General features: G+C 70.7%; 14 protein-coding genes. 8 read left to right on the forward strand and 6 right to left on the reverse strand.

The window, feature by feature from the left end; translation table 11 throughout:
• Window positions 1-10: 10 nt before the first annotated feature.
• A complete protein-coding gene (locus AO398_RS03825; protein ID WP_152997396.1) occupies window positions 11-1777 on the forward strand; it encodes a methanol/ethanol family PQQ-dependent dehydrogenase in 1767 nt (588 codons plus the stop codon).
• On the opposite strand, the gene AO398_RS03830 is transcribed toward AO398_RS03825, so the two are convergent.
• Window positions 1752-2681 carry a LysR family transcriptional regulator gene (locus tag AO398_RS03830; protein WP_058190710.1) on the reverse strand — a complete coding sequence of 310 codons (930 nt, stop codon included), beginning with the start codon at window positions 2679-2681 and terminating at the stop codon, window positions 1752-1754. The genes AO398_RS03825 and AO398_RS03830 overlap by 26 nt on opposite strands.
• A gap of 92 nt (window positions 2682-2773) precedes the next feature.
• Between AO398_RS03830 and AO398_RS03835 the strand changes: the two genes are divergently transcribed.
• Window positions 2774-3643: an aldo/keto reductase family oxidoreductase gene (locus AO398_RS03835; RefSeq protein WP_058190711.1), complete on the forward strand. Its 870-nt coding sequence runs from the start codon at window positions 2774-2776 to the stop codon at window positions 3641-3643.
• A gap of 4 nt (window positions 3644-3647) precedes the next feature.
• Here the strand turns inward: AO398_RS03835 and AO398_RS03840 are convergent, their stop codons facing one another.
• The 5 genes from AO398_RS03840 to AO398_RS03860 form a co-directional block, all read right to left on the reverse strand.
• Window positions 3648-4877 carry an ABC transporter substrate-binding protein gene (locus tag AO398_RS03840; protein ID WP_058190712.1) on the reverse strand — a complete coding sequence of 410 codons (1230 nt, stop codon included), beginning with the start codon at window positions 4875-4877 and terminating at the stop codon, window positions 3648-3650.
• 565 nt (window positions 4878-5442) lie between these two features.
• Window positions 5443-6327, reverse strand: a complete 885-nt coding sequence (locus tag AO398_RS03845) for a 3-keto-5-aminohexanoate cleavage protein (RefSeq protein WP_058190713.1) — start codon at window positions 6325-6327, stop codon at window positions 5443-5445.
• 209 nt (window positions 6328-6536) lie between these two features.
• Window positions 6537-7295 (reverse strand): SDR family oxidoreductase, encoded by a 759-nt coding sequence (locus AO398_RS03850; protein ID WP_058190714.1) that lies wholly within the window; start codon window positions 7293-7295, stop codon window positions 6537-6539.
• Entirely contained in the window at window positions 7292-8242 is a 951-nt protein-coding gene (locus tag AO398_RS03855) for a 3-hydroxyacyl-CoA dehydrogenase family protein (protein ID WP_058190715.1), read from the reverse strand. Before AO398_RS03855 ends, AO398_RS03850 begins: the two co-directional genes overlap by 4 nt.
• Before the next feature lie 9 nt (window positions 8243-8251).
• On the reverse strand, window positions 8252-9277 hold the full coding sequence (locus AO398_RS03860; protein ID WP_058190716.1) for a cyclase family protein: 1026 nt from the start codon (window positions 9275-9277) through the stop codon (window positions 8252-8254).
• Window positions 9278-9600: 323 nt separating this feature from the next.
• On the opposite strand from AO398_RS03860, the gene AO398_RS03865 reads away from it, so the two are divergent.
• From AO398_RS03865 to AO398_RS03890, 6 genes are all read left to right on the forward strand, one after another.
• Window positions 9601-10860: an ABC transporter substrate-binding protein gene (locus tag AO398_RS03865; RefSeq protein ID WP_058190717.1), complete on the forward strand. Its 1260-nt coding sequence runs from the start codon at window positions 9601-9603 to the stop codon at window positions 10858-10860.
• 24 nt (window positions 10861-10884) lie between these two features.
• Window positions 10885-11760, forward strand: a complete 876-nt coding sequence (locus AO398_RS03870) for a branched-chain amino acid ABC transporter permease (protein ID WP_058190718.1) — start codon at window positions 10885-10887, stop codon at window positions 11758-11760.
• A gap of 249 nt (window positions 11761-12009) precedes the next feature.
• Window positions 12010-12930 (forward strand): branched-chain amino acid ABC transporter permease, encoded by a 921-nt coding sequence (locus AO398_RS03875; RefSeq protein WP_058190719.1) that lies wholly within the window; start codon window positions 12010-12012, stop codon window positions 12928-12930.
• On the forward strand, window positions 12927-14432 hold the full coding sequence (locus AO398_RS03880) for an ATP-binding cassette domain-containing protein (RefSeq protein ID WP_058190720.1): 1506 nt from the start codon (window positions 12927-12929) through the stop codon (window positions 14430-14432). Before AO398_RS03875 ends, AO398_RS03880 begins: the two co-directional genes overlap by 4 nt.
• 234 nt (window positions 14433-14666) lie before the next feature.
• Entirely contained in the window at window positions 14667-15902 is a 1236-nt protein-coding gene (locus tag AO398_RS03885; RefSeq protein WP_058190721.1) for an acyl-CoA dehydrogenase family protein, read from the forward strand.
• Window positions 15899-17026: phosphotransferase family protein (locus AO398_RS03890; RefSeq protein ID WP_244498656.1), on the forward strand; the 1128-nt coding region annotated here is incomplete at its 3' end. The genes AO398_RS03885 and AO398_RS03890, both read left to right, overlap by 4 nt.

Below are 17026 nucleotides of genomic sequence, written 5' to 3' on the forward strand. Positions count from 1 at the left end.
GAGTCCGAGCATGCGCGTTCCGATCCTGGCGACCCTGGTGCTTGCCGGCCTGATTGGCGCCGCGTGCGCGCAGGATCCGCCCGTCCTCCAGACCCTGGATTTCGCCAACACCCGCTATTCCGACCTCGCCCAGATCGATGCCGGCAATGTCGGGCGCCTCAAGGTCGCCTGGACCTTCTCGACCGGCGTGCTGCGCGGGCACGAGGGCGCGCCGATCGTGGTCGGGCACCGGATGTTCGTGCACACCCCGTTCCCGAACCTGGTCTACGCCCTCGATCTCGACCAGGACGGCAAGATCCTCTGGCGCTACGCCCCGCGCCAGGATGCGGGCGTGATCGCGGTCATGTGCTGCGACACGGTCTCCCGCGGCCTCGCCTACGCGGAGGGACGGCTGTTCCTGCAGCTGGCCGACACCACCGTCGTGGCCCTGGATCCCGAGACCGGCCGGGTCCTGTGGTCCGTGCGGAACGGCGACCCGGCCAAGGGCGAGACCAACACCGCCACGGTCCTGCCGGTGCACGGCAAGCTCATCGTCGGCATTGCCGGGGGCGAGTACGGCGCCCGCTGCCACGTCACCGCCTACGACCAGGCGAGCGGCAAGCGCCTCTGGCGCGCCTACGCCACCGGACCGGATGCCGACATGCTGGTCGATCCGGAGAAGACCACCGAGCTCGGGCGCCCGATCGGCCGGGATTCCTCGCTCAGGAGCTGGGAGGGCGACCAGTGGACGATCGGCGGCGGCTGCAGCTGGGGCTGGTTCTCCTACGACCCGGATCTGAACCTCGTCTATTACGGCACCGGCAACCCGGCGACCTGGAACCCGGCCCAGCGGCCCGGCGACAACCGCTGGACGATGGCGATCATCGCCCGCGACCCCGAGACCGGGATCGCCCGCTGGGTCTACCAGATGACCCCCCACGACCAGTGGGACTATGACGGGGTCAACGAGATGATCCTGACCGAGCAGGTGATCGACGGGCGCCCGCGCCGGGTGCTGACCCATTTCGACCGCAACGGTTTCGGCTACACCCTCGACCGCGCCACCGGCGCGGTGCTGGTGGCCGAAAAATTCGATCCCAGCGTCAACTGGGCGAGCCGGATCGACCTGGACCGCGCCTCGCCGGGCTACGGCAGGCCGGTGGTCGATAAGCGCTACGCGCCGGGCGAGGCCGACGAGGAGGAGGTCACCAAGAACATCTGCCCCGGGGCGCTCGGCGCCAAGAACCAGCAGCCGGCCGCCTACTCGCCGGTGACCCGTCTGTTCTACGTGCCGACCAACCACATGTGCATGGATTACGAGGCATTCCGGGTGCGCTACACGCCGGGCCAGCCCTATGTCGGCGCGACGCTGACCCTGCACCCGCCCGAGGGCTCCGACCGGACCGGCGCGTTCATCGCCTGGGACGGGGCGAAGGGCAAAATCGCCTGGACGATCCCGGAGCCGTTCTCGGTCTGGTCCGGGGCGCTGGCGACGGCCGGCAACGTCGTGTTCTACGGCACGCTCGAAGGGTATCTGAAGGCCGTGGACGCCCGGGACGGGCACGAGCTCTACCGCTTCAAGACGCCGTCCGGCATCGTCGGCAACGTCACCACCTACGCGCATAACGGCCGGCAATACGTGGCGGTGCTCTCCGGGATCGGCGGCTGGGCGGGCATCGGGCTGGCCGCCGGCCTGACCGACCCGGCCGACGGCTCGGGCGCGGTCGGCGGCTACGCGGCTTTGTCGCAGTACACCGCGCCCGGCGGCCAGCTCACGGTGTTCGCGCTGCCGGACTGAGCCCGGATGGGCGTGCCGCGATGAAATCGACGAAGGGCCGCAGCGGCGCCGGGAGGTGCCGGCAGCCGGGGAAGTAGAGGAACGGGCCGGAGAAGACCTGCCACCAGGGTTCGAGCACAGGCTCCAGGACGCCGCTGTCGAGGTACGGGCGCAGCCAGTCCTCGAAGAGATGGACGATCCCGGTCCCCGCGACGGCCGCCGCGACGACGAGATCGCTGGCCCCGACGCGCACGATCAACGGGCCGGACGGGTCCACGCGGACGATCTCCCCGGCGCGCTCGAACTCCCACGGCGCCGTCAGGCTGCCGCTCGGGAACCGGCCCAGCAGGCACTCATGGGCCAGGAGGTCGCGCGGATGCTCGGGGCGGCCGCGCCGGTCGAGATAGGACGGGGCCGCCGCGGTGGCGAAACGCTGCCGCCGCGGGCCGATCGGCACGGCGATCATGTCCTGCTCCAGGCGCTCGTCGTAGCGGATGCCGGCGTCGCAGCCTGCCGCCAGCACGTCGACGAAGCCGTCCTCGACCACGATTTCGAGCCGGATCTCGGGATAGGCCGAAAGGAACGGCGGCACGATTGCGGGAAGGACGAGGCGCGCCGCGCTCAGCGGCACGTTGAGCCGGAGCGGTCCGGCCGGCCGGTCGCGGAACCCGTTCACCACGTCGAGGGCGGCCTCGACCTCGCCCAGCGCCGGCCCGAGCCGCTCGAGCAGGCCGGCGCCGGCCTCGGTCGGCGCGACGCTGCGGGTGGTGCGGTTCAGGAGACGCACGCCGAGGCGCGTTTCCAGCCGGCGCACCGCCTCGCTGAGGCTCGACGCGCTGGCGCCGCTGCCGCGGGCGCCCTCGCGAAACCCGCCGGCCCGCGCCACGGTCACGAAGGCCGCCAGGTCCGCGAGATCCGCCGCCATCGTTCGCCATCCCGAACAGCCCGTGCCGATTATCCCTGCTTATCCGATCAGTCGGGCGGGTCTACATCCGGAGCGAACAACGGAGACGAACCATGATCGACCTTGCTACAGCCGGCACCGTCTCACTCGGCGACCGCACCGTGAAGCGGCTGGGATACGGTGCCATGCAGCTCGCCGGGCCCGGCGTCTTCGGGCCGCCGAAGGACCGGGATGCGGCCCTCGCCGTGCTGCGCGCGGCGGTGGCCGAGGGCGTCGACCACATCGATACCAGCGATTTCTACGGGCCGCACGTCACCAACCAGATCATCCGCGCGGCGCTCCATCCCTATCCGGACCATCTCACGATCGTCACGAAGGTCGGCGCCAAGCGTGGGGCCGACGCCTCGTGGAACCCGGCCTTCTCGGCCGAGGCGCTGACCCAGGCGGTGCACGACAACCTGCGCAATCTCGGCGTCGACGTCCTCGACGTGGTCAACCTGCGCCTGATGTTCGACGTCCATGGCCCGGCGGAAGGCTCGATCGAGGCGCCGCTGACCGTGCTGGCCGACTTGCAGCGCCGGGGCCTGATCCGGCGGATCGGTCTGAGCAACGCGACCCGGCGGCAGGTCGCCGAGGGCCGGCGCATCACCGAGATCGTCTGCGTGCAGAACCAGTACAACCTCGCGCACCGGGCCGACGACGCCCTGATCGACGAGTTGGCCGAGGCCGGGACCGCCTACGTGCCGTTCTTCCCGCTCGGCGGCTTCAGCCCGCTGCAATCCAGCGTCCTGTCGGAGGTCGCCGCCCGTCTCGGGGCGACGCCCATGCAGGTGGCGCTGGCCTGGCTTCTGCGCCGGGCGCCCAACATCCTGCTGATCCCGGGCACGTCCTCGCTCGGCCACCTGCGCGAGAACCTCGCGGCGGCCGCGCTCAACCTGCCCACCGAAGCCATGGCGGCCCTCGACGGGATCGGGGCGGCCTGAGCGCCTACTTCGCCGACAGGCCGGCCACCATCGGGCAGCCGCCCTCGCTCATCGGCCGAAACGCCTGCTCGCCGGGGATGGTCTCCAGGAGCTTGTAGAGGTCCCAGCCGCCCTTCGACTCGCCGGGCGCCTTGGCCTCGAACAGGTACATCGGGTGGATCTTGCGCCCGTCGGGGCGGATGTAGCCCTTGCCGAACAGCGGATCGTCGGTGGGGAGCTCCTTCATCTTGGCGACCACCGCGGCGCCGTCCTTGGCGGATTTCAGGGCCTCCACCCCCTTGAGGTAGTGGAGCAACCCGGCATACACGCCGGCCTGGTAGGCGGTCGGTTTCTTGCCCGGCATGCGCTGCTCGAACCGGGCCGCGAAGGCGCGGGTGCCGTCGTTCATGTCCCAGTAGAACGGCGCGGTGAATTCCAGCCCCTGCGCCACCTCCAGGCCGAGCGCGTGGATGTCGGTGTCGGCGATGAGCAGGGCCGCGATCTTCTGGCCGCCCTGGCGGATGCCGAATTCGTGGGCCTGCTTGATCGCGGTGGCGGCGTCGAGCCCGGCATCGGCCAAGCCGATCACCTGCGCCCCCGAGCCCTGCGCCTGGAGCAGGAACGAGGAGAAATCCGGGTTCGGGAACGGCGTGCGGACGCCGCCCACGATCGTGCCGCCGTTCTTCTCCACCACCGCCTTGGTGTCGCGCTCCAGGGCGAGGCCGAAGGCGTAGTCGGCGGTGATGAAGTACCAGGTCTTGCCGCCGCGCTTGAGCATGGCCTTGCCGGTGCCGTTGGCGAGCGCAGCGGTGTCGTAGGTCCAGTGCACGGTGTTGGGGGTGCAGGCCGGTCCGGTCAGGTCGGCGGTGCCGCCGCCGGAATTCACGAAGGCCTTGTTCTTCTCCTTGGTGATCTGCGCGATGGCGAGCGCCACCGAGGAGGTCGGCACGTCGAACACCGCATCGACGCCGTCGCGGTCGTACCATTGCCGGGCGACCGAGGCGCCGACATCGGGCTTGTTCTGGTGGTCGGCGGCTACGACCTCGACCTTCAGCCCGTGCGTCTCCGGCTTGAAATCCTCCACGGCCATGCGGGCAGCCACCACCGCGCCCTCCCCGGTGGAATCGAAGTAGACGCCGGAGCGGTCGTTCAGCACGCCGATCTTCACCGGCACGAGGTCGGCCGCCAGGGCCGCCCCGGCCCCGAGCGCGCAGAGAAGCCCCGTCAGTGCCGCGGCGCAGTGGCGGACCGTCATGTCTCACTCCCTGTCTTTTTGTACGCGGCGACGTTGTTCGTCGCTCGCGTGGCGTCCCAATACAGCTTATCTGGCCTCTCCCGAGGCCGATACGGGCGGGTGAGAGGATGCGGGCGATCCGTCAGGGCCAGGTGGCCGCCGATACGCCTGGACAGTCCTCGGATGTTCGCGGACCGGTCCGTGCGAAACACGACAGGCCCGTCACCCGTCCGGGCTAGCGGATTGACACATCGCTGCCGGATGAGGGCCAAGGCTAACCCAAGCGCGTCTCCCTCCCCCCTCTGCGGGGGAGGGTGGCCCCTGCGTGAGCAGGGGTCGGGAGAGGGGAACCCGGGTTCAGGAAAGGGCGCGGAGCAAGCGTGCGCGCCGGAGCTTCATTCTGCACCGTCGCTCCCCTCTCCCGACCCCCTTTCGGGGGCCACCCTCCCCCGCAGAGGGGGGGAGGGAAAGCCGCAGTGCTTCCTGTGTCTTCTGCAGACCCGATATGTGAATCCCCGAGCCCGCACTGGAACGGCGACCCGCCCTCAACTTCGGCCTGCGGCGCTACCCGCGAAGCGTGGACCCCTCACTCACGCGGCGCCAGCCCAAAAATCGCCCGCGCCTCGTCCGGCGTGGCCGGCTCGCGGTCGAGATGGGCCAGCAGGCTCACGGCCTTCTCCACCAGGGCGGCGTTGCTGGGCGCGAGCACGCCCCGGGACAGGTACAGGTTGTCCTCCAGCCCAACCCGGACATTGCCGCCCATGCCGGCGGCCACCGCCAGCATCGGGTATTCCTCCCGGCCGATGCCGAAGGCCGACCAGATCGCGTCCTCGGGCAGCCGGGCGCGCATCGCCACCAGGGCCTCCGGCGTCGCGGGCGCCCCCCAGGGGATGCCGAGGCAGATCTGGAACAGGGGTGGCCGCGCCAGATGCCCCTCCGCGATCATGTGCCGGGCCAGCTCGATCTGGCCGAGATCGAACACCTCGATCTCCGGCCTCACCCCGACCGCGCGGATCTGGCCCGCCATGGCCCGCAGGTGCGCGGGGGTGTTGAGGAACAGGTGCTCGCCGAAATTCATCGTGGCGACGTCGAGGGTGCAGATCTCGGGGCGCAGCGCCGACACGTGCCGGGTGCGGGTCTCGGGCGACATGAAGGTGGTGCCGGGGCCGGCCACCGACGGGTCGGGGTCGCCGGGCACGAACCGGCCCCCGGCCCCGGTGGTGAGATTGAGGATCACGGACGCGTTCCGCTCGCGGATCCGCTCGACCACCTCGCGGTAATGGGCGAGCGCCATGCTGGGCGCGGCGGTCTCGGGATCGCGGACATGGATGTGGACCACCGCGGCCCCGGCGGCGGCGGCTTCCAGGGCCGATTGCGCGATGGCTTCGGGGCTCACCGGCACCGCCGGGTTCTTCTTTGGCGTGTCGAACGAGCCCGTGAGGGCGCAGGTGATGACGGTCGTCCGGGACATGCTTTTCTCCCTGGCCCTGTTCCTGATGCTGCAGGGTTTTCCCCTCCCCCTTGCGGGGAGGGGTTAGGGGTGGGGGTCGTGCAGACGGCACCGGGCCGCTCGATCCTGAACCACCCCCACCTCCGGCTCTTCCCCGCAAGGGGGACGAGAGCGTGCCTCGATCCACGATGGGCGAAACCGGGTGGCCGCCTGGGCGGAGGCGAGCCGCGCTATAGCGCCCCGCCATCCACCGTGATGGTCTCGCCGGTGATGTAGGCGGCCCCCGCGGCCAGGAAGAAAATCGTCTCGGCGATGTCCTCGGGCCGGGCCATGCGGCGCAGCATCGTGTGCTGCACGGTGGCGGCCTTGCGCGCCTCCGGCCAGGGCTCGGTCCAGGACGTGGCGACGAGGCCGGGGGCGACGGCGTTGACCCGCACGTCCGGGGCCAGCGCCCGGGCGAGGCTGCGGGTCAGGTTGATCAGGCCGGCCTTGCTGGCCGAATAGGCGATCGAGGAGCCCCGCCGCCCGAGCCCCGCCACCGAGGCGGTGTTGACGATCGCCCCGCGGTTTTCTTTCAGGCTGGCCGCCGCGGCCCGCGAACAGCGGTACGGGCCGATCAGGTTCGTCGCCAGGATCGTCTGCCAAAACTCTTCGGTCATCGCGTCGAGGTCCTCGAAGGCGATCGGCGCGGTGGTGCCGGAGGTCCCAGCATTGTTGACCAGCACGTCGAGGCCGCCGAGCGCCGCGATCCCGGCCGTCACCATCGCCTCGGCCGCGCCGGGCTGGGACACGTCCCCGGGGAGCGCCATCACGGCCAGGCCCTCGCCAGCGAGATGCTCAGCCTCCGCGGGGCCGCGGGGATCGTCGGGCAGGTGGTTCAGCGCCACGCTGGCGCCGTTGCGGGCGAACAGCGTCGCCGTCGCCAGCCCGATGCCCGAGGAGGCGCCGGTGACGAGGATGCGCCGTCCGGACAGGTCCGCGCCGATCATGTGCCCTCCATCCGGCCGATCCCGGCCATCGCCGTCTTGAGCGCCAGGAGCTTGCGGTCGCACGCGCGGAACAGCTCCGCCGGCTCGCGCCCGCCCCAATCGAAATAGCCGCGCCCCGCCATCACCCCGGTCCGGCCCTCGGCGCAGAGCGCGTCCAGGGTCTCCGACCGGGTCCGGGCCGGCGGCGGCGCGTAGCTGCCGTTCGCCAGGGCCCGCCGGGTCAGGTCCAGCCCGGTAAAATCCGCCTTGGCGAGGTGGCCGAGGATCGGGATGCGTAAGCTGAGCCCGTGGATGATCGCGTCGTCGATGTCCCGCGGCTCGGCGATGCCCTCGTCCAGCAGCCGGAACACCTCCGCGCTGATCGCCGATTGGATCCGGTTGGCGACGTAGCCGGGGATGAAGCGCTTGAGCACGATCGGCACCTGGCCGAGGCCGAGCACGAGGTCGCGCATCGCCGCGACCACCGCCGGATCCGTGCCGGGGCCTGGGACCACGTCGACGAGATCGACGATGTAGGGCGGCGTATACCAGTGCATGACCAGCGCCCGGGCCTGCCGGGCCTGCGGGATCTGCGGGAAGACGTCGAGGTAGCTGGTGTTGCTGGCCAGGATCGCGTCACGTGCGCAGAGCCGGTCGAGATCGGAAAACAGCGCCCGCTTGGCCTCCGGGTTCTCGGTGATCGCCTCGATGACCAGGCCGGCGCCCGCCACCACCGGTTCGAGGTCCGCCTCGACCCGGACGGCCTGGGCGAGCCGGGGGGCGTCCCAGCCGTCCGGTGCGGCGCCCGCCTCCTGCAGGGTTGCCAGCGCCGATTCCATGAGCGTCGGCACCCGGGCGCGGGTCTGCGCATCCGTGTCGGTGATCCGCACGCCGTGCCCGTGGAGCGCCAGCACCAGGGCGATGCCGTGCCCCATCAGGCCGCCGCCGACGATCGCGATCTCCATGATGCCGTCCCTTCAGACCGTCGCGATCGGCGTCGTCGGCGAGCCGACCGCGCCCGGCAGGCGCAGCGGCGGCGCGGTGAGCAGGAACCGGTAGCGGTCATGGGCGCGCAGCCAGTCGGCCAGCGGCGTCAGGTGCCACAGCTCGCCGAGATTGACCCCGAGCTTGAACAGGCAGTGCTCGTGGAGCGGCAGGGTCGCGCAGCAGGCCGGCCCCGCCCCGGCCGGATAGGCCTCGACGGCGTAGTTGTCGGCGATCAGCGCGCAGAGGCCCGAGCGGGTGATCCAATCGAGGAGCCGCGGGTCCCGGCCGTCGAGGCCGGCGCAGAGGTTGTGGACCTGCTTCGGATCGGGCGTGCCGCCCATGGCGATCAGCCGCTCGGCGAAGCCGGTATGCAGGCAGACCATGTCGCCGGGCTCGATCACGACGCCGTCGGCCTCGAGGATCCGGGCGAGCTGGTCGTAGCCGACCTTGACCTTGGCGTCGCCGAGATGGGCGCGCAGGTCGATCATCACGGTGCGGCCCTGCATGCCGACTTCGGCCAGGCGCTCGATCCCGAGTTTTTTCGCCCGGGACGGCTGGTCGGCCGCCTCGGGCGTGCTCGGCCCGACAATGTCCCGGCCGCCGCGAAAACCGTTGTAGAAGGTCGGTGCCGCGCCCGCGCCGTCGGCATCGAACAGCGCGCCGACATGGGCGAGCGAATCCCACTGCGTCGAGTATTGCAGATGGATCAGCGCGCGGTCGTCGCAGATCACGTCGGTGGCGCCGTCGACCTCCTCGCAGACCGGGAAGTTCATGTTCGGCCGGCCGTTGGCCCGCCGGGTCGGGGTGATCTGCGGCGGATGGCGGCGCGGGTTGAGGACGTTGCCGCCCGGCAGGTCGAGGGGCAGGCTGAGGCAGAAGGTCAGGCCCTCGCGCACCTCGGCGACACCCTGGCGCACCTTCTCGGGGGTCAGGAGGTTCAGCCGCCCGAGCTCGTCGTCGGGGCCGAAATCCCCCCAGGTCGAGCCCTCGGGGCGCCGGGTCCAGCGCAGGCTCATTCGCGCCGTCCCCGCGACCGATGCCGCTGGGCGGGTCGCGTTGCGGGAATCCGGGGCCGCGGTCCGGGGCGAACCCCGGCCGCGGCCGAGTGTGCGTTCCTCACCTGTGCGTCGCCCTTCTTCGAGGCCGTCGAGCCCGCGTTTCGCGAAGCCGCTCCGAGCCTAGGACGGCGCTGCGTGAGTCGATACCCCCGGCGGAAAACGACTCGGCCGAAACGTCACCGGCCAATCCCGACGCAGGTCTTGTGATCTGGCTTGGCACGGATACAGTTCATCCCAAGCCCGCGAATAAAAAATTCGGGCACTGGGATGAGGAATCGCCGATGTCCGAGACCGTGCGCGTCGTCGCTCGGCATGCCCCGATTCGGCGCACGCTGCCCGTGCTGCTCGCGGCGGGCTTGATGCTCTCGGGACCGGCCCGCGCTGCCGACCCGATCAAGATCGGTGTGATCGCCGAGGCGCAATCGGTGGCCGGTTCCGCGATCCCGAAGGCGGTCCAGCTCGCTGCCGACGAGATCAACGCCCAGGGCGGCGTCGACGGGCGCCAGATCCAGGTCGTGACCTACGACGACAAGAGTTCGGCCTCCGACGCGGTCCGTGCCTTCCAGAGGGCGGTCAGCGAGGACAAGGTCAACCTCGTCATCGCCAGCTACATCTCCGAGGTCGTGCTGGCGCTGATGCCGTGGTCGGCCCGCCTCAAGACCCCGATGATCACGCCCGGGGCGGCCTCCAACGAGATCAGCGTCGCGGTGCACAAGGACTATGCGCGCAACCGCTACACCTTCCACGGCTACCTGACCTCGCACGCCCTGGCGCAATCGGTCTGCGACTCGGCCAAGGACGCCCTGGTCGGGCTGCTGAAGGCGAAATCCGCGGCGATCATGAGCGAGGACGCGGCCTGGACCCGCCCGCTCGACGCGGCCTATGAGGAATGCCTGCCCAAGGCGGGGCTCAAGGTGGTGGAGCATGTCCGGTTCTCGCCGGATACGGGCGATTTCACGCCGATCTACAACAAGATCGAGGCGGCCAAGCCCGACCTGATCGTCACCGGCATCGCCCATGTCGGCGTGCAGCCGACGGTGCAGTGGCAGAACCAGCAGGTGCCGATCGCCATGACCGGCATCAGCGGCCAGGCGACCTCCTCGGCCTTCTGGGCCAACACCAACGGCGGCACCCAGGGCGTGCTGTTCGACGCCATCGCGGTCCCCGGTGTGGCGATGACCGAGAAGACGAACGCCTTCACCGACGCCTACATCAAGCGCTTCGGCGGCGCCCCGTCCTACGCGGGCTACATGGCCTACGACGCCATGCATTACGCCGCGGATGCGGTGAAGCGCGCCGGTAGCACCGATGCCGACAAGCTAGTGGACGCCCTGGAGAAGACCGACTGGCTCGGCACGGTCGGGCGCATCCAGTTCTACGGCAAGGACGAGACCTTCACCCACTCGATCAAGTACGGGCAGGGCTTCGTCACCGGGCTGCTGGCGCAATGGCAGGCGGGCAAGCAGGTCGCGATCTGGCCGGCGGCGGTGGCCAACGGGACATTGATCCTGCCACCCGCTGTGAAGCCGGCGGTCCAGTAATCGCGACGCGAGAGTCCCAAAACCATGATCGGGCTCCAGATCCTCGTCGACGGCTTCGCGATCTCGGCGCTCTACGCGCTCGGCGCGATGGGCTTCACCCTGATCTTCGGCGTCTCCGGCGTGCTCAACCTCTCGCACGGCGCGCTGATGGTGATGGCCGCGGTCGCCGCCTGGGCGGCCTCGTCCCAGTTCGGCCTCGGCTCCTACGCGGGCGCCGGCATCGGCATCCTGTGCGGGCTGGCTGCCGCTTTGGTCACCTACTTCGCCATCGTCGCCCCGATCGAGCGCAGCAAGGCGATCCCCCGGGAGGAGAAAGAGATCTTCGTGCTCACCGGCACCCTGCTCTGGGGCATCATGATCCAAGAGCTGGTCGCCTACTTCTTCACCGACAACCCGAAGACGGTGCTGCCGATCGTCGAGGGGGTGATCGAGATCGCCGGAGTCCGCACGCCGAAGAACGAGATCTTCACCGCGGTGATCTGCTGGATCGTGATCGGTCTGCTCTGGGTGTTCGTGAACAAGGCGCGGGCCGGCAAGGTCCTGCTCGCCGCCTCCATGAACCCCCGCGGGGTCACGCTGCTCGGCCACGACATGTCCCGGATCTACGTCGCGGTCTGGGCGATCTACGGGCTGCTCGCCGGCATCGCCGGGGTGCTGCTCGGGATGTTCCTGGGGGTCTCGTCCTACTCGGTGGGGCCGCTCACCGCGAGCGCCTTCTCGATCGTGGTGCTGGGGGGCCTCGGCAGCGTCACCGGCTCGCTGATCGCGGCCTATGTGGTCGGCTATCTCGAGACCGCCACCGCCTACCTGATCTCCCCGGCCTACCGGGTGATCCCGGCGCTGCTGCTGCTCGTGGCCGTGATGTACCTGCGCCCGCAGGGCCTGCTGGGGCGGCGGTGATGGTTTTTTGGGGACTTGTCCGCCCGTGGTCCGAATGGGAGGCGCGCGACCTCCGTGGCACGCCCTCCCCCCTCTGCGGGGGAGGGTGGCCCCCGAAGGGGGTCGGGAGAGGGGCAGCGCGACGATGCAGGATGGATCGGGCGTCACGCCTTCTTCGGACACCGCGCTCCCCTCTCCCGACCCGGCCTCACGGCCGGCCCACCCTCCCCCGCAAAGGGGGAGGGCAACGCGCGGAGGATGGACCCGCTCATGAAGCTCCTCACCACCCCGGGCTTCTGGGTCGCGCTCCTGGCGCTCGCCCTGGCCGCGTTCCTGCCCTGGTGGGTCTCGGGCTACATCCTCGGGCTCCTGACCATCGCGTATTATTTCGGCGTCTTCGCCATGGCCTGGGACCTGCTGTTCGGCTTCGCCGGCGAGGTCAATTTCGGACCGACCTTCCTGATCGGACTCGGGGCCTACGGGGCCGGCATCCTCAACAACCGCTACGAAGTGCCGATCCCCTACTGCCTGGCGGCCGGGACGGTGCTGGCGGTGGTCGGTGGGCTGGCCCTGGCGCTGCCGACCCTGAAGGTGCGGGGGCCGTATTTCGGGCTGATCACGCTGGTCGCGGTGCTGCTCCTGCAGAACATGATCGTGGTGTTCTCCGGCATCACCGGCGGCGAGATCGGGCTCACCGTGCCCGACGTGATCTCCATCGACGCCGACACCAATTACTGGATCGCACTCGGCTTCATGGCGTTTGCCGGTCTGGTGCTCACCGCCATCGCCCGCTCGCCCGTGGGGCTGATCCTCCAGGCCGCCGGCCAGGACCCGATCGTGACCGGCGCGCTCGGCTTCAACGTCGCCAAGCACAAGCTCGCGGCCTTCGCGGTCAGCGCCGCCTTCTCGGGCCTCGCGGGCGGATTGGTGGTCTTCTACATGGGCACCGCCTCGGTCGGCACGCTGATCGACACCGCGGTGGGCGTGCAGGTGATCATCGCCGCGGTGCTCGGCGGACGCCGGACCATCGTGGGCGCTGCGCTGGGGGCGGTGTTCCTGATCGCCGCGGGCGAGCTGCTCCGGCCGCTCGGCGCGCTCTCGACCTTCGTGGTCTCGGCGGTGGCGCTGCTCGTCATCCTGTTCGTGCCCTCGGGACTGCTCGGCCTCGCATCCGTCCGGAGAGCACGATGACCGTCGCCGTCCGCCCGACGCCCCCGCGGACCGCGTCCCTCGCCCAGCCCTGCCTCACGGTGCGCGGCCTGACCAAGCGCTTCGGCGGCCTCGTCGCCGTCAAGGACATCGACCTCGACCTGCGGCCCGGCGAGATCCTGGGGCTGATCGGGCCGAACGGCTCGGGCAAGTCCACCGTGATGAAGCTGATCATGGGGCTGGAGCGGCCGAGCGCCGGCTCGATCCGCCTCGACGGCGCCGAGATCGGCGGGCTGCCGGCCCACCGGGTCGCCCGCTCTGGCGTCGGCCTCGTGTTCCAGCACGCCCGCCCGCTCCAGCGGCAGACCGTGCTGGAGAACATCAGCCTCGCGCTCCTGCCCGACAGCCTGCTCCGCCTGGCCGCGGATCCCCACGTCGCGCGCCGCGCAAGAGACATCGCCGAGCGCGTCGGCCTCGGCGCCGTGGCGGATCGGCGCCCCGGCACCCTGCCCTTCGCGGATCTGCGCCGGCTGGAGCTCGCCAAGGCGATCGCCCGCGACCCGAAAGTGGTGCTGGTGGACGAGCCGTTCGCGGGCCTGACCGGGGGCGAGGTCGCGGCCTTCTCCGAGCTGATCCGGGGTTTTCGCGACGAGGGCAAGGCGGTGCTCCTCGTCGACCACAACGTGAAGAGCGTCGCGGCCCTCGTGGACCGAGTCTTCGCCATGTATCTCGGCGAGCGCATCGCCGAGGGCTCGGCCGACTCCGTGATGGCCGACCCGACCGTGCGCCGGGTCTATCTCGGCGGCAGCATCGAGACCGCGGCCCGGCCCGAGGCCGCCTTCAAGCTGGAATCGCTGCTCACGGTCGAGAATGTCGACGTGCTCTACGGCAAGGCGCAGGCGCTGCGCAGCGCCGCGATCCACGTCCACGAGGGCGAGTTCGTCTCGGTGGTCGGCCTCAACGGCGCCGGCAAGACCACCCTGTTCAACGCCATCTCGGGGCTGGTCCCGCATACCGGCACGATCCGGTTCGACGGCCGGGATCTCGCCCGTTTAAGCCCCGCCGCGATCGCCCGGGCCGGCATCGTCCAGGTGCCCGAGACCCGCGAGCTGTTCGGCGACCTCAATGTTCGCGAGAACCTCGATCTCGGCGGCCAGCACTTCCCGAAGGCCGAGAGCGCCAAGCAGCGCGACTGGCTCTACGAGCTGTTCCCGATCCTCAAGGCCCGGGAGACCCAGACCGCCCGGACGCTGTCCGGCGGCGAGCAGCAGATGCTGACCATCGCCCGCGCCGGGATGATGCGCCCGCGCCTCCTGATCCTCGACGAGCCGACGCTCGGCCTCGCCCCGGTGATCCTGGAGCTGCTGTCGAAGGCCCTGGAGCGCCTGCGCCAGACCACGCCGATCACCGTCCTGCTCGGCGAGCAGAACGTCACCTTCGCGCTCCCCCATGCCGACCGGGTCTACGTGCTGGAACAGGCCCGCATCGTCTGGGAAGGCCCGCCGGACCGGTTCGCCGGCGAGATGGGGGCGAAGTATTTGTGAGGAATGTGGTCGCACGCGCCGCTCTCCCTCCCCCCTCTGCGGGGGAGGGTGGGCCCCGAAGAGGTTCGGGAGAGGGGAGCGACGGTGCAGGATGGGGCAGCCGCGTTCGAAACACTCCATCCGGAAACCGCGCTCCCTTCTCCCGACCCCTGCTGACGCAGGGGCCACCCTCCCCCGCAGAGGGGGGAGGGAGATGCGCGGATCCCATCAGAACAACATCGGGGAGCGGATAGCGTGGATTTCGACCTCTCCCCATCCCAGACGCACTGGCTGACCCGGGTCCGCGCCTTCATCGCCGACGCGATCCTGCCGGCCGCCGCTGCGGTCGCGGCCGAGCGGGCGGCGAGCCACGAACCCGCGCCCACGATGGAGCGCCTCAAGGACAAGGCCCGCGGCGAGGGCCTGTGGAACCTGTTCCTGCCGCCCTCCCCCGAGCACGACACCGATGAATACCGCGGCGCCGGCCTGACGAACCTTGATTACGCGCTCTGCGCCGAGGAAATGGGCAAGGTCGGGATCGCGTCGGAATGCTTCAACTGCGCGGCGCCCGACACCGGCAACATGGAGGTGCTGCACCGCTACGGCAGCCCGGAGCAGAAGGCACGCTGGCTGCGGCCGCTGATGGACGGAAAAATCCGCTCGGCCTTCCTGATGACCGAGCCCGACGTCGCTTCCTCGGACGCCACCAACATCGAGACCGTGATCCGCCGCGACGGCGACCAGTACGTCATCGACGGGCGCAAATGGTGGTCCACCGGCGTCGGCGATCCGCGCTGCAGGATCGCGATCCTGATGGGCAAGACCGATCCGGACGCGCCCCGGCACCGGCAGCAATCGCAGATTCTGGTGCCGATGGATGCGCCTGGCCTGCGGGTCGAGCGTCTGCTGCCGGTCTTCGGCTACGAGGACGCGCCCAAGGGCCACGGCGAGGTGGTGCTGGAGACCGTGCGCGTCCCGGCCGAGAACCTGATCCTCGGCGAGGGGCGCGGCTTCGAGATTGCGCAGGGGCGGCTCGGGCCGGGGCGCATCCACCATTGCATGCGCACCATCGGGGTCGCCGAGGCGGCGCTCGAGGCCATGGCCCGGCGCCTCGTTTCGCGGGTCGCCTTCGGCAAGCGCATCAGCGAGCAATCGGTCTGGGAGCAGCGGGTCGCAGAGGCGCGGATCGACATCGAGATGACCCGGCTGCTCTGTCTCAAGGCCGCCGACATGATGGACAAGGTCGGCGCCAAGGGCGCCAAGCTCGAGATCGCCATGATCAAGGTCGCCGCCCCGCGGATCGCCCTCAAGGTGATCGACGACGCGATCCAGGCCCATGGCGGCGCCGGCGTGTCCGAGGATTTCGGACTGGCCAGGATGTACGCCCATATCCGCACCCTGCGGCTGGCCGACGGGCCGGACGAGGTGCACAACCGCTCCATCGCCCGCCTCGAATTCGCGCGTTACACCAATGCCCGGGAGGGTACATGAGCGGCCCCGACGCCTTCTCCGGCGTGAAGCCGGTCGAGCCCCGCCATTGGATCGACGAGGCCCGGCTGGCCGCCTGGCTGGCCGAGCACGTCCGCGACTATGCCGGTCCCCTCACCGTGCAGCAGTTCCGCGGCGGCCAGTCGAACCCGACCTATCGGCTGGAGACGCCGGGCCAGGCCTATGTGCTACGGCGCAAGCCGTTCGGGCCGCTCCTGCCCTCCGCGCACGCGGTGGACCGCGAGTTCCGGGTGATCGGCGCGCTCTACGGCGAGGGGTTTCCCGTCCCGCGCGCCTTCGCGCTCTGCGAAGACGAAACCATCATCGGCGCGGCCTTCTACGTGATGGAGGCGGTGGGCGGCACCGTGCATTGGGACGGCACCCTGCCCGGCCTCGACCCGCATGCCCGGCACCGCCACTACGCCATGATGATCGCGACGCTGGCCCGCCTCCACGCGATCGACCCGGAGGCGGCCGGACTCGCCGATTACGGCAAGCCCGGCAACTACTTCGCCCGGCAGGTCGACCGCTGGACCCGCCAGTACCGCGCCGCCGAGGATGGTCGGCTGGAGGATGTCGAGCGCCTGATCGCCTGGCTGCCCCGCACCGTGCCCGAGCAGCAGGGCGCGGCCATCGTCCACGGCGATTACCGCCTCGACAACCTGATCTTTTCCCCCGACGGCGGCGTCGGCGCGGTGCTCGATTGGGAGCTGTCGACGCTGGGCGATCCGCTCGCCGATTTCAGCTACCTGCTGATGCATTGGGAACTGCCCGCCGACGGGCGCAGCAGCCTCGGCGGCCTCGAACTGCCAACCCTCGGCATCCCGACCCGGGACGAGGCGGTGGCGCTCTACTGCCGGGCCGCGGATCGCGTCGCCCTGCCCGACCTCGACTGGTACTTCGCCTACAACCTGTTCCGGCTGGTCGGCATCCTCCAGGGCGTGGCCGCCCGCGCCAAGGCCGGCAACGCCGCGAGCGAGCACGCCGCCGCCATGGCGGCGCGGGCGCCGACGCCCGCCGCCCCGGCCCGGGCCCTCGCCGCGCGCGCGGGGGCCCGAGAGGGGTCCCGCGGGGCGCGGCCGCCCCCTCCGCGGGGCCCCCCGGGGCCCGCGCCGGGGGGGCGCGGG

It is taken from the genome of Methylobacterium sp. GXS13 (genome assembly GCF_001455965.1).
Classification (GTDB): domain Bacteria; phylum Pseudomonadota; class Alphaproteobacteria; order Rhizobiales; family Beijerinckiaceae; genus Methylobacterium.

Bases quoted from the DNA above. Each gene is read 5' to 3' on its own strand.
- AO398_RS03830 (WP_058190710.1), bottom strand. From the start codon at position 2,681: ATGGCGGCGGATCTCGCGGACCTGGCGGCCTTCGTGACCGTGGCGCGG.
- AO398_RS03825 (WP_152997396.1), top strand. From the start codon at position 11: ATGCGCGTTCCGATCCTGGCGACCCTGGTGCTTGCCGGCCTGATTGGC.
- AO398_RS03850 (WP_058190714.1), bottom strand. From the start codon at position 7,295: ATGATCGGCGCGGACCTGTCCGGACGGCGCATCCTCGTCACCGGCGCC.
- AO398_RS03840 (WP_058190712.1), bottom strand. From the start codon at position 4,877: ATGACGGTCCGCCACTGCGCCGCGGCACTGACGGGGCTTCTCTGCGCG.
- AO398_RS03875 (WP_058190719.1), top strand. From the start codon at position 12,010: ATGAAGCTCCTCACCACCCCGGGCTTCTGGGTCGCGCTCCTGGCGCTC.
- AO398_RS03860 (WP_058190716.1), bottom strand. From the start codon at position 9,277: ATGAGCCTGCGCTGGACCCGGCGCCCCGAGGGCTCGACCTGGGGGGAT.
- AO398_RS03870 (WP_058190718.1), top strand. From the start codon at position 10,885: ATGATCGGGCTCCAGATCCTCGTCGACGGCTTCGCGATCTCGGCGCTC.
- AO398_RS03835 (WP_058190711.1), top strand. From the start codon at position 2,774: ATGATCGACCTTGCTACAGCCGGCACCGTCTCACTCGGCGACCGCACC.
- AO398_RS03845 (WP_058190713.1), bottom strand. From the start codon at position 6,327: ATGTCCCGGACGACCGTCATCACCTGCGCCCTCACGGGCTCGTTCGAC.
- AO398_RS03880 (WP_058190720.1), top strand. From the start codon at position 12,927: ATGACCGTCGCCGTCCGCCCGACGCCCCCGCGGACCGCGTCCCTCGCC.
- AO398_RS03865 (WP_058190717.1), top strand. From the start codon at position 9,601: ATGTCCGAGACCGTGCGCGTCGTCGCTCGGCATGCCCCGATTCGGCGC.